The 13,014-nt window shown below is 43.4% G+C and carries 12 protein-coding genes; 2 read left to right on the top strand and 10 right to left on the bottom strand.

Annotated features, from left to right (window positions below; genetic code table 11):
• Window positions 1–2 precede the first annotated feature (2 nt).
• Entirely contained in the window at window positions 3–1,865 is a 1,863-nt protein-coding gene (locus VIG27_RS00705; RefSeq protein WP_394524382.1) for an ATP-binding protein, read from the top strand.
• Between the two features lie 66 nt (window positions 1,866–1,931).
• Here the strand turns inward: VIG27_RS00705 and brnQ are convergent, their stop codons facing one another.
• The 10 genes from brnQ to VIG27_RS00655 all read right to left on the bottom strand — a co-directional run bounded on the left by brnQ (window position 1,932) and on the right by VIG27_RS00655 (window position 12,191).
• Entirely contained in the window at window positions 1,932–3,236 is a 1,305-nt protein-coding gene (brnQ, locus tag VIG27_RS00700; RefSeq protein WP_394524379.1) for a branched-chain amino acid transport system II carrier protein, read from the bottom strand.
• 12 nt (window positions 3,237–3,248) lie between these two features.
• The gene (locus VIG27_RS00695) at window positions 3,249–4,427 is read right to left on the bottom strand and encodes a ribose-phosphate pyrophosphokinase (protein ID WP_394524377.1); all 1,179 of its coding nucleotides are present in this window, start codon (window positions 4,425–4,427) and stop codon (window positions 3,249–3,251) included.
• Window positions 4,428–4,499: 72 nt separating this feature from the next.
• Window positions 4,500–5,495, bottom strand: coding sequence for an ATP-binding protein (locus tag VIG27_RS00690; protein WP_394524375.1), 996 nt, complete (start codon window positions 5,493–5,495; stop codon window positions 4,500–4,502).
• Window positions 5,496–5,531: 36 nt separating this feature from the next.
• The gene (locus VIG27_RS00685; RefSeq protein ID WP_394524374.1) at window positions 5,532–6,593 is read right to left on the bottom strand and encodes a DnaD domain protein; all 1,062 of its coding nucleotides are present in this window, start codon (window positions 6,591–6,593) and stop codon (window positions 5,532–5,534) included.
• A gap of 262 nt (window positions 6,594–6,855) precedes the next feature.
• The gene (gene murC / locus VIG27_RS00680) at window positions 6,856–8,235 is read right to left on the bottom strand and encodes a UDP-N-acetylmuramate--L-alanine ligase (protein ID WP_394524373.1); all 1,380 of its coding nucleotides are present in this window, start codon (window positions 8,233–8,235) and stop codon (window positions 6,856–6,858) included.
• Window positions 8,236–8,456: 221 nt separating this feature from the next.
• A complete protein-coding gene (locus tag VIG27_RS00675) occupies window positions 8,457–9,230 on the bottom strand; it encodes a hypothetical protein (protein ID WP_394524372.1) in 774 nt (257 codons plus the stop codon).
• A gap of 181 nt (window positions 9,231–9,411) precedes the next feature.
• Window positions 9,412–9,915 (bottom strand): QueT transporter family protein, encoded by a 504-nt coding sequence (locus VIG27_RS00670; protein WP_394524371.1) that lies wholly within the window; start codon window positions 9,913–9,915, stop codon window positions 9,412–9,414.
• Between the two features lie 203 nt (window positions 9,916–10,118).
• Complete coding sequence (locus VIG27_RS00665) at window positions 10,119–11,240, bottom strand: tyrosine-type recombinase/integrase (RefSeq protein ID WP_394524370.1); 1,122 nt, start codon at window positions 11,238–11,240, stop codon at window positions 10,119–10,121.
• Window positions 11,241–11,338: 98 nt separating this feature from the next.
• Complete coding sequence (locus VIG27_RS00660; RefSeq protein WP_394524369.1) at window positions 11,339–11,698, bottom strand: hypothetical protein; 360 nt, start codon at window positions 11,696–11,698, stop codon at window positions 11,339–11,341.
• A 217-nt stretch (window positions 11,699–11,915) separates the two neighbouring features.
• Window positions 11,916–12,191: a hypothetical protein gene (locus tag VIG27_RS00655; protein ID WP_394524367.1), complete on the bottom strand. Its 276-nt coding sequence runs from the start codon at window positions 12,189–12,191 to the stop codon at window positions 11,916–11,918.
• A 378-nt stretch (window positions 12,192–12,569) separates the two neighbouring features.
• On the opposite strand from VIG27_RS00655, the gene VIG27_RS00650 reads away from it, so the two are divergent.
• Window positions 12,570–12,779 carry a hypothetical protein gene (locus tag VIG27_RS00650; protein WP_394524365.1) on the top strand — a complete coding sequence of 70 codons (210 nt, stop codon included), beginning with the start codon at window positions 12,570–12,572 and terminating at the stop codon, window positions 12,777–12,779.
• Window positions 12,780–13,014 lie beyond the last annotated feature (235 nt).

The following is a 13,014-nucleotide window of genomic DNA, read 5'->3' as shown; positions in this document are numbered from 1 at the left end:
CCATGAAAATACTGGATATTTATATCAATGGCTTTGGAAAATTCCATGGCAGGAACTTAACCTTTGGAGATGGGCTCAACATTGTCTACGGAAAGAACGAGGCAGGAAAATCTACCATACATACCTTTATCCGGGGGATGCTGTTTGGCATTGAACGCCAGCGGGGAAGAGCTTCAAAGAACGATCTTTACACCAAATACGAACCCTGGGAAAACAGCGGGACCTACGAAGGCCAGATCCGCTTGGAACACAAGGAACATATTTACCGGATCGAAAGGACATTTCAAAAAAACAAAAAGGAATTTAAGATTGTCGATGAGACGGCGGGGCGTGAAATCGAACCCACCAAAGCATTTTTAGACGACCTTTTATGCGGTCTGAGCGAAACCGCCTATATCAATACGGTAAGCATCGGGCAGTTAAAAAGTGCCACCGATGAAGGCATGGTTTCAGAGCTTAAGAACTACATTGCCAACTTGAACAATACGGGCAATCTGGCTCTTAACATCACCAAGGCCGCCGCATTCTTAAAATCACAGAGAAAAGAACTGGAAGCTCAGATGGTGCCTGAAGCCGCACGCACCTATACCTCTTTACTAAGTGAGATCCGAAACACGGAAAAAGAAATCTCCTCCCCGGAATATGAAAACCAGATCACCGAATACCAGAAGCTGCGCACAGAGGTTAAGACTGCTTTGGAGAAAAAGCAGGCGGAAAAGGAAGAACTGATTAAGAAGGTGGCCAGGGGAAGACAGGTTCTAAGCAGCAACCAGTTTACAGACCTGGACTCCATCAATGATTACTCGGTTAAGGCACAGGAAAACTTTGATGAATATATGGAAGCCAAGGAAGCCTGCAGCAAAAAGCCAAGAAAAGTTTTCTCCATTCTTTCCCTTATGGTTGCAACCATGCTTTTATGCGGAGTTGGCGTTCTTTATTATCTGGGAGAATCCAATTATTTCACCGCTTATTACGGACTGGATCTGCTGTTGCTTATGGGAGTATTCGTGGGCGCTGCCATCATCTTTTATCTCATCGGCCTTCTTCTCTTTTTAAAGCTGAAGCACAGCCAGAAGGATATGGAGATGAGTGCAAAGATTCTGCAGGAAATTCTTTCCAGACATCTGGGGAATACGGAGATTTCCACAGAAGCCATCCGGGCCTTTCAGGCAAGAATGGCAGAATTCTCCCGCCTATGCTCTGCTGTAGTTAAATCAGAGTCTGCCGTTACCCAGAAGGCCGCTGAGATTGAAGAGCTTCAGAAAAAGCAGGAGGGCTTTGGAGAATCCATTGAAAAGCAGCAAAAAAGTCAATGGGAGCTGGAAAAAAAGCTGGAGCATCTTTCCAACTGTAAGACTCAGGCGGAAGGGTTAAAACACATCTTAGGAGAAAACGACCGGATCCGGGAAGAGATTTCCGCCATTGATTTAGCGTTAGAGACCATGACCAGCCTGTCTTCCTCCATTCGGGATTCCTTTGGTCTGTATTTGAACCGGACTGCTTCAGACTTAATCGCAGGAATCACGGGAGGAATCTATACCAGTATGAGCGTGGATGAGAATTTAAATGTCTTTTTAAATACAAAAACCAAGCTGGTGCCCTTGGAACAGGTCAGCAGCGGAACCATGGACCAGGTATATTTGGCACTCCGTCTCGCCGCCGCCACCCTGATCCAGGAAGGCAGTGAACGCATGCCCCTCATCTTCGATGACAGCTTTGTCCTCTATGATGACGACAGGCTGCGTACCGCTTTGAGATGGCTGGTTGGGACTTACTCCGACCAGATCATTATCTTTACCTGTCACCAGAGAGAGGCTCAGATGCTGACTGCGAATTTGATTCCTTATCATTTGGTGGAGATATAATTTTAATAAGTTTCAGCAGTATCATAAAAAACCGTGACACAGTATTTATTCTGCATCACGGTTTTTCTAATTCTCTTTATTACTAAATAATTTAAACAATATTCCAAAAACCATACCCACCAGAGCCGGAACCATCCAGCCAAGTCCCACCTCATATAAAGGAAGTGTTATAAGCAAACCATGAAGCACAGATATCCCCGCCTGTTCTAAAGCTAATAGTACACTAATCACTCCCGTAAAACCAACGGAACATGTATAAACGGATCTCCACTTCGTTCCGTCCCGAAACAGAAATGAGAGCAGAATCAGCACAATCGCCACGGGATAAATTACATTTAATACTGGAACTGAAATCTCCAGTATTTTGGTCAGCCCTACATTGGAAATGATAAAGCTTACCACGGCAAAAACCAAAGCCCAGGTCCGGTATCCGATTCCTGGTATTATGGAACAAAAATATTTGCTGCAGCAGCTGATCAGGCCGATGCATGTATTTAAGCAGGCAATAAAAAAGATGGCTGCCAGCATGACAAGTCCAGTATTGCCGAAAAGAAAACGTACTGCCTGATTAAGGGTCCGGGCACCATTCTCGGCAGGACCGAAGGCACCTCCGGTTACTGCCCCCACATGAGCCAGCGCACCGTATACGAGAATGAGTATCCCTCCGGCTATAAATCCTGCCTTTATGGTCTCACCTACCACAACGGATTCCTTTTGTATGCCTATGGCCTTTATGTTTAAAGAGATGACCACTCCGAAAGTCAGAGCTGCCAAGGTATCCATGGTCATGTATCCTTCCAGAAAGCCTTTGACCAGAGGAGCCGATGCATACGCCTTTGCAGGTTCTCCATAAGAACCGGGCGGATGGAAGATACAGCCTGCAAAAACCACCCCAATCAGCACCAGAAGGCAAGGGGTTAAAATCTTACCCAGCCGTTCCGTCAATTGGTCCGGATTCAGTGCAACTACAAATGCAATGGCAAAAAACACAGCCGAATACAAAAACTGAGCCGCAGGAAAGGTATCCCTTCCCAAAAACGGCACGACTGCCATCTCAAAAGAGGTACTTGCGGTTCTTGGAATGGCAAGACATGGTCCGATGGATAAATAATTAAGCAGAGTAAACACAAACGCAAATTTGGGATGTACCCGTTCTGCCAAATGATAAAATCCCCCCGACTTTGCTACGGCAATTACACCAAGTACAGGAAATCCTATGGCCGTTGCCGCAAAACCAACCATGGCTGTCCAGGTGTACGTGCCGGCCAGTGAACCTAAAAAGGGCGGAAATATTAAATTTCCCGCCCCAAAAAACATGGAGAAAAGTGTCAGACCGACTAAAACCAGCTTTCGCATTGATAATTTTTCCATATGTCCCCCAAATTACCTGTCACCGGAGCGATAACGTTCCAGTACCCGGTTAATTCTGGTCGTAGGATTTAAAAGATCGCTTAAAGAGGCATCATGATTTAAATTATCTATAATCAGTGCGATGTATTTACTCATATCCACATCAATATAATATGGTCTTGAGAGAAGATCCGGAGTCTGATATACCAGGTTGGTGGTCAAGATCCGGTCAATAAAACCATTCTCATAATATTCATCAAATTTCGCAAGGCCGTTGGTGAAAAGACCAAAGGTGGCACATACAAAAACCTTTCTTGCTTTTCTTCTCTTCAACTCCTTTGCTACATCAAGCATGCTCTCACCGGAAGATATCATATCATCCACAATAATCACATCCTTGCCTTCCACGCTGCTTCCTAAGAATTCATGGGCAACGATAGGGTTGCGTCCATTGACGATCTGAGTATAATCACGGCGTTTGTAGAACATACCCATATCAAGTCCCAGCACGTTGGCAAAGTATACTGCACGTCCCATGCCGCCTTCGTCCGGGCTGATCACCATCATGTGATCGCTGTCGATCTCCAGCTCCTTCTCATTCTTTAAGAGATGTTTGATAAACTGATAAATCGGCTGTACGGTTTCAAAACCCTTTAACGGGATGGCATTCTGTACTCTTGGATCATGAGCATCAAAGGTAATAATGTTCTCAACTCCCATATTCACCAGCTCCTGAAGGGCCAGTGCACAGTCCAAAGATTCTCTGCTGGATCTTTTATGCTGTCTGCTTTCATATAAGAAAGGCATGATTACATTGATGCGGCGGGCTTTTCCTGCAGAAGCTGCAATGACACGCTTCAAATCCTGGAAATGATCATCCGGGGACATGTGATTGGTCATACCGCTTAAAGAATAGGTCAGGCTGTAGTTGCATACATCGACCATGAAGTAAAGGTCATCACCACGTATGGATTCCTGTAAGGTACCTTTCGCTTCTCCGGTTCCAAATCTTGGTGTGCTGGCTCCGACCAGGTAAGTATCTCTCTGATAGCCGGAAAAAGCTATGGTAGACTTGTGCTCGCTTTCCCGCTCATGTCTCCATTCTACCAGGTAATCATTTACCTTATCGCCCAATTCCTTGCAGCTTTTCAGGGGAATTAAACCAAGGGGGCCAACCGGAATGGTTTCTATCGTTTTCTCTTCGTAAAGCATTCTTTTCTCCTCCAACGTATCTAAATACATTACAACGTTTCTTTTATATCATTATGTGCGGAAATAGTCAAGTTAATCGGTCCTTTTTGCCTTCTTTCTGATACGGATATCATCTCCGTAAAGGGGGATCACAGTATAGCGGCTGATGAGCCTTGACGTAACTCGTTCCGTATACCGGTCTCTCAGTTCGTTGATGGGATGGTTGGTGGAAATAATGGTGGATTTTGAGGAATTAAGCCGCTCATTGATGCAGTAAAACAGCTCCGACGAGGTAAAGCTGTTATTAAGCTCCGTTCCCAGATCATCAATGATCAAAAGATCGCAGTCCAGAATGTACTGGTACATTCCCTTCATATCCTCTTCATCCTGGTAATCAAACCGGTTTTTGGAAAACACTTCAAATAAGTCATTGGCCGACAGATAAATGACGGAGTAATACTGATCAATCAGTTCCTTTGCGATACAGTTGGTCAAAAACGTCTTCCCTACCCCCGTAGGCCCTGTAAATAAAAGATTTCCCCGCTCTTTGGAAAATCCCACTGCAAAATTTTTGCAGGTTTCCACAACTTGTCCCATATATTCCTTTACGGTCCGGTTCAAATGAGGAATCACTCTGGTATCATCAAAATATTCAAAAGAAAATGAATCAAAATTCTCGACTGCCACGATTTGTTCGATGTTTGACTGGGCATAAAGGTACTTCATCTCCGACTGGCGGAAGCAGTGGCATTTGACACCGTCTGCATATCCGGTGTCCTTGCAGTCCGGGCACCGGTAGTGCATCTCCATGTAATCCGTAGAAAATCCTGCGGATTTTAACAGTACGCTCTTTTGTTCTCTCAAATCAGCGATCTCATCCCGCAGCTCCTTCAAGGCTTCTTTATCCCCATCCAAAAGTCTTCGGGCACAGGCCACCGCTCTTGTGCTGATGGACTGGTCCAGTTCCTTTATCACCGGAATCCGTCCATATACTTCTGCAATCCGTTCTTCCTGTTCATGACGGTTCTTCAGCTGCTGCTGCCCGTAAGCCCTCATGATGGCGTCATACTGTGAATTGCTAAGCGCCATAATTACCTCCGTTCTGTTTGATGCTGTCCATGTAAACTACTTTTGTTTCGTAAGTTCTTCAAGAATCAGTGCATCATAATCAATCTCGCGTTGAGGAAAGTTCTGAAACTGATTCTGTCCGCTTCTCCCCTTAGACGGGGAAGTCTGCTTGTATCCTCCGCCAGCACCATCTGCTGCCGGTTTTTTTCCGTTCTTCAAATCCCCGTTCTTCCGGTCTGCATACTGCTCGTCCAGTTTCCGAATCTCCTCCAAGGTTCTCACTCCCGCCTTTTTCCAGCCCTCCAAAATCTTATCCGCATACTGGAAACTTGGCTTGTGAGTTGCCGACAGGGCGCGGTTGCACGCCTCAGTCACGATCTCTCTCGTAAATCCAAATGTGCGGAACCACCGGTCCATAAATTCCCGCTCCAGATTTCCCGGATTTCTGTCATTTATCCCAAAAGCCTTCATAATGGCATAGGAATCCTTGGAAAAGGATACTGCGTTTGTTTTCGCTTCCTCGATGGTACGGATTCCTTTTTCATGCCAGCCGATAGCAACCGTCTCGATGTAGCGAATGCTGGAGTGGCCTCCCTGAACGCAGTATTCCACCACATATTCCAGCAGCTCTGCCGACATATGGAGTCCGTCGTAAAGATAAGCAAACACTTCACATTCCCTCTGCGTAAAAACCTTATTCATGTACTTCTGGGCAATATAAAGGAGCTGGGAAAAATCCTCATCTCCTGCAAGTCCGCTGATCTTCTCTGGGGTATAGGCGGTCCGCCTGACAGGGACTTCCGGCTCCCTTGAAAGCACCGGAACGCTTCCGGAACAGGCGGTCTCCGATACGGCAGAAGAAGGCTCCGGTTTTACCGGAACCTCTTCTAAGAGGACCCCGGCCTTTTTCCAGTAAGCCAGAGCCCTTGTCACATCCGCCTCTGTATGGTTTAGTGCATCCGCAATCATGGATACGGTCACATCCTCCCCTTCATGACGCAGGAGGAATAAATACTCTTTGATGTACTCTCCATTGGCCGAAGCCATATATTCATCTATGAAATCGTTGGATATCACCGTTGCGCTGATCCTTAAACTGCTCTTCACATTCACTGCCATAACCTCACCTTTTTATCATGCTCTTATCATACCACAGGTCATCAGAAAAGAAAATAGGCGCAGTTATCCACCAAATAAATTGTGGAAATTGTGGATAATGTGGAAATCAAGTATACATAATTTGGATTTCTTCCTCCAATCGTGTCGATATGCTGATAAAATCGGGATTTTGTAAATTGTTAGACTTTAAATTATGTAAATTAAAAAATCCACATAGCTTCTTAACATAAAATGTTGAAAACTATGTGGATAATGTGGATAACTATATTCCCAGCAAGGTTTCTCCCACTTTTACAATGTCTCCGGCTCCCATAGTTATCAACAAATCACCGTGTATACAATTTTCCAAAATAAATGTTTCGATTTCTTCAAAGGAAGAGATATAGTGGGCTTTTACCCCTTTTTTCTCGATTCTCTCCGCAATATCTCTGGAACTGATCCCCAAATTGTCGGTTTCCCGCGCGGCGTAGATGTCAGCCAGTATGACTTCGTCGGCCAGCGACAACGCATCTGCAAAATCGTCCAGAAACGCTTTTGTCCTGGTATATGTATGGGGTTGGAATACCACCCACAGCTTTTTATGTGGATAATGCTTGGCGGTTTCCAGCGTTGCACGGATTTCCTGGGGATGGTGGGCATAATCGTCAATGACCGTTACGCCGGAAATCTCCCCTTTCTTTTCAAAACGGCGGTTTGTTCCGGTAAAACGTTTCAGACCCTTTTTGATTATTTCCATGGAAATTCCCAGTTCTGCACAAACGGCTGCCGCTGCCAGAGAGTTATACACATTGTGCTCTCCAGGTACACCCAGGGTGACAGTATCCACCACAACATCGTCTATTTTTAAATCATAGGTGGCTCTTGCAATTTCATCAAACCGGATATTTTCCGCCCGATATCTGCTTTTCTGACTTTTTCCGAAGGTAATGACCTTACAGGGGAGTCCCTCTACGATCTCTTCCATATTGTCAATGTCCTGATTGATCACCAGCCAGCCTTTCTTCGGCACTTTCTGGGCAAACAGATGGAACGAACGGCGGATGTCCTTGATATCCTTAAAGAAATCCAGGTGATCTGCTTCTATATTTAATATGACTGCTGTCGTCGGGAAAAAGGACAAGAAGCTGTTGGTATATTCACACGCCTCTGTTACAAATAACTCCGGACCTCCCACACGAATGTTGCCGCTGATGGAATTCAGGATTCCGCCTACGGAAATGGTTGGGTCCGCATCCGCAGATAAGAGTATCTCCGTGATCATGGAGGTGGTAGTGGTCTTTCCATGGGTTCCGGAAATGGCAATGGCGTTGGCATAATTCTTCATCATCTGGCCCAGAAGCTCTGCTCTGGTCAAAATAGGAAGTCCCATCTCCCTGGCTTTTGCCAACTCCGGATTATCCTCGTGTACGGCTGCCGTATACACGACAACATCCATATCAGCAGTAATATTTTCCTCACGCTGTCCATAGGCCACTTTAGCACCCTTTGCCTCCAAATGGCGTGTAAGATCAGATTCGTGTGCATCTGATCCTGATACCGTAAACCCTTCATCAATGAGGATTTCTGCCAGTCCGCTCATGCTGATTCCACCAATTCCGATAAAATGAATTGCTTCTGGTTTATTAAAATCAATCTGATACATGTTTTTTCCATCCTTAATTTTGTATTCGGTATGACTAGACACTTCCAATTACTTTTACTGCTTTTCTTTTGGAAAGTCAACTGCTTTCTTCTCTATTATATAAGAAAGCATAGAGAAAATCTACAATAGAATCTCAATCAAAAAAATGCACCTTACAGATTTTATGACCTGTAAAGTGCTATTTATGACACGTATTATAAGGACCTGCCTGTTTCCGGGGACTACCCGTCCGTTAATGTTGTTTCTACTACGGAAGAAATCATGTAAATCATTTCCTTAAAACTGCGAAATGGCAGCTGTACTTTTCCTTCCCGCCAGTATAAAATTCCCTGCCAGGTGAAGTGTTCCAGAAACATGACCTTTAGGGAAAAAGAAGCCTTTTGACCGTTCTGTTTCAGTGTATCCGCCGCCTTATGGGAAATGATCCTGCTGAAATTGAGGCCAAATGCATTTTCGGTGTCGTCTGTCATGCATAGTTCCATATATTTCCCACTGACATTAAAAAATTCATCCGAGGAAACAGCGGGGTGACTCAGTGCCTTCTGGAGATCAACGGTCTTTCCTTCTGTGCATCCTTTTAAAATTGCATCCGTAAGAAGAATAAACTGAAGCTCGCTTTCAAACTGCTGCTTCTGCTTACCGTCATCCCAAAGCATGGTTCCCTGCCAGCTGGCATGATAGCGGAAACGAAGGTAAATGTGAATGGTATGCAGTTTTCCTTTCTTTTCTGCCGTCTTTATGCTCCGCATCTGAAAAGCCTCAGATGTGGTTCCCGGCAGATTGCGCATCTGAAATGTCTGCTTCGGCGCGCCCACCGAATCAAACAGACGATCCATATTTATCATCATTTCTGCAAAACTGCAAAAACGAACCCCTTTAAAACTGTCTCCCTGAAAGATCACACCGCCAATATCCCAGTCATCGTACGAATCCACTGCGATTGTTAAATACCGGTTTAATTCCCGGACTCCACTCATTCTTCCAATTGCCATCATTTTCACCGCTGCCCTTTTATGATATATTAATTATAAACAAAGCCGGTTACACCCTGGTTACATTTTCCACTACTTGTGAAATATATTTTTCCAATGTAACTTTTGAACGAAATCGGCATAAATGGGGACAAAAAACTCCTGGTGATTCCAGTCAGCCAGGAGTTTTCTCATATCATTATTTTTATTCTGACAAAAACCGGCCAAAGACCACATGCTTGTAGCGGTTTAAAATACCCAATAAAAGATTTCCCAGCACTCCGATGGCCAAAATTTCTCCGATCCCGACGGTAATCATGGCATACCAGATAAGATCCTGGGAGCCGTAAGCAAACCGAAGTACCCAGGGAATGATAATGGTGTTGGCCAAGATCGGGGGCACACAGACCAACCACTGGTTTTTACGCAGTTTGTAAGAGCCGATAGCTCCAATCAAAGTTGCCAGACTGCCGAAAATCACATCAAGGGTTGCTGCACCGCACAAAAAATTGGACAGCAGACAACCGATAAATAACCCTGGAATTGCAGCCGGGGTAAAAAATGGAAGAATACAGAGGATTTCTGATATCCGAAACTGGACAGGCCCGAAGCTGATTGGTGCAAAGACCATGGTCAGTACGGTGTAGAGGGCAGCAATTGCTGCGGAAAAAACCATGAAATAAGTCTTTTCTGATGATTTGTAGTTCATATTCTTTTCTCCTTTAGTTTTGTTTTAGGTGTGGAAGGTCTCGAACACACCGGTCTGTTTTGTAAAATTCCTTGTAAAATCAAGGGTTTCACGGCCTTATTACGGGTGTTACTATAACATAATGGGGATAGAAAATCAAGAGCGTACCCCACTTTTACCCCATTAGGATTTTATTACATAAAAAGAGCTGATATTTCAGCCCTTTAAAATGCCTTTGCAATCAGCTCCATTTCCTCCGCTCTGGTTGTTGGTAAAACATGAGAATATAGGTCCATGGTCATAGACAGGGTAGAATGACCCAAGATTGTTTTAAGGGTCTGAGGCTTCATTCCGTTTTCTATAGCTCTGGTGGCGAATGTGTGGCGGAAGCAGTGAGGCGTAAAACGCTCAAAGGTAATACCTGCTTCATTGATTCTTTTCACGATCCGATCTATCTCTCCTTGTAGCCGTTCTCTACTGATCGGAGTTCCGTCAGGTAGATGAAAGATATATCCGTCCATTCTCAGTACCTTTTCTCCATAGGCCTGCTTTTCTCTTTCAATTATGGTTAGCATATCTTTGGTTAGGGGAATATCTCTCATTGATGTAGCTGTCTTAGGTGTATCCTCAAAGAATCCTCGGCCAACACCATATTTTAATGTCCTTTGTATATGAAGCAAATTTGCCGCCTTATCCACATCTGACAGCTTCAGACCTCTAATTTCTCCTCCCCTCAATCCTGTTCTGATTGCCAGGGCGAACAGATTGAATAAATAGCTGTCCTGAGCGTATTTTAGAAAAATATTCTGCTCTTCTTTTGTAAATACCCTGTGCCCGCTTTTGACCGTTCCCTTGGGTAATGTAGCTAATGGCACCGGATTCCGTTCAATCAGCCCATTTTTCATAGCCTGTTTCAGACATCCATTAAGAATAGCAGATATGATCTTTATACTAGATAGCGCAAGGCCTTTCTTTACCAAATCATTGTATAATTTCTGAATATGCTCTCCCCGGATATCCACCAGTTTCTTTTTTCCTAAACTTTCCTTAATATAATAGGTGAAATAGTCATTATAAGAAATAATAGTTCCGGCCTTAACCTGATTTTCCTTATACTGCTCTATCCATGTCTTGAACCATTCACTTAATGTAATCTTTGCGCTGGCTATAAATTCGCCGTGTTCCAGCCTATACCGTAAATCATTCATTTTCTTTTTAAGCTCTGTCAAGGTATCTGCATATACTGAATAACGATCAAATTCATATTGAACACGTCCTTCATACTTTCCATTGCTTCGCTGCCTGATTCCAGGCGGTAACGTCTTTCCGTTCTTATCTACTGCCATATTATATACTCCTTATAAGGAATGCAACAGTACAGTTACTATATGCTGCATTTCTTCAACATTTTTCAACATCAAACTCTTATTCTAAAAATATATTGTTAAGTTGTTTCCTGCTCTTTTTGGTGCTGAAGCAGAAGCTCCGCAACCTCCCTATCACAATTATGTTTATCCATAAAGTCATATAGTTTTATTTCTTGCTCTACATCATCACCTTCGGCTTCCAGAACACTACGCAGATTCGATAGGCCCACCATAAGTTCAAAAATTATATCATTTATAATAGTTGCCTTCGTGCTTGCCTTATCGTAAAAAGGTCCCCCAATTTTCCACGCATCCTTTGACGTTTCAAGACTTTCACTAAAATAACCTTCTGTAACATCCTCAATCATTACTTTGGCTTTTTGAGCTAATACCTCAATGTCTCCAAGTTTACTACTTATATAGAATTCTCTATCCATTTTGAAAGCTCTCCTTTATTTTGGGGTTGCAAAGGGATAGAACTGTGTTATAATCAAAGTATCCCTTTTGCATGGTGTGTGATCGGGTTAAATTTTTTTATTAGCCCTGTGCGTTTGCCGATGCATAGGGTTTTTATCTTGGTGTGTGATATGGAAGCAGGTCTATGTAATTGCCGTTACTCGCTACTACCTGGGCTTTTTTATTAGCTCTGTGCGCTTACTGGACCGTAAATCTCATAGTCTGTGAGGAAGCCATATATTTCTTATAAAGAATGGGGTGGTCCGCTGCAAAGGCTTTGCTGTTAAACTTATTACTCATTACCGCTTTGAATCTCACAATCCATTCTCCGATTGCTTCCTCTTCTGCTCCTCTGACCTCCATTTCCTTTTTGATTTCTTCCTGCAGGCCCGTCATTTGCTTTTCAATGGCTTTCTTCTGAATTTCCAAATCCTTTAAACTATTTACCTTTTTAAGTAATGTTCTCTCTGACATTGTGTGTTCTCCCTTCTTTCTTGCAGATTCTTACCGGGCTATTGTTCGCCAACCTTGGCTCCTCCTCACCGGGATTGAATCTTTGCACCGTTCCGGTAATCTTCCCGACTATTGGTTTTGCCTTGGCTCACTCACAGGGATATTGACTGGAATTTCATAACCTTTTCGGGGTTATCGGTGGTTTGTTGTTTTGTTGTCTTATGTACTTATTATATATCTATTTACGTGAATAGTCTATCGGCACATTTAATATATTTACGTGAATATATTTGTTCATTTTTTATATTTACGTGAATAGACTTTTGTGTTAAAATAAATGTAAGGTGGATGAGGTCTGTTCAATTTGGCCCCAACCAATTATGAAAGGAAGTGAGCTATATGACAGAAGAAAATAAAATCAGTAAGGCACAACAAAAAGCGGTTCATAAATACGTTAAAAATAATTATGATAGAATCGAACTGACCGTAAAGCCGAAAGGAAAAAAGGACGAATTAAAAAGCCATGCTGCCTCTGTCGGCGAAACATTAAATAGTTTTATCAACCGGGCAATAGCTGAAACCATGGAACGTGACAATAAGGAAGTATGAAAATAGGAACTGCTCTCTTGATTTTGAATTGCAGATATGCTATATTAGAATTACAAAAGGAACAACCGCCCCCTACAAGGGGTTGGCCATGAATAAGATAGAAAATTCCACCCTCAAACACGTCCAATGTTTTACAAGGGTGGTTTTTCTATGCCCGTTTCCGGGACTTTATAGAAAAACGCTACTTACAATTAACGAAAATAAAGGTAAGTAATGCGATTATGAACATACCAAA

Origin of the sequence: Lacrimispora sinapis, from assembly GCF_043633585.1 — a bacterium.
In the GTDB taxonomy this organism is placed as follows: Bacteria; Bacillota; Clostridia; order Lachnospirales; family Lachnospiraceae; genus Lacrimispora; species Lacrimispora sinapis.
This window is presented reverse-complemented; position numbering and strand designations above follow the sequence as displayed.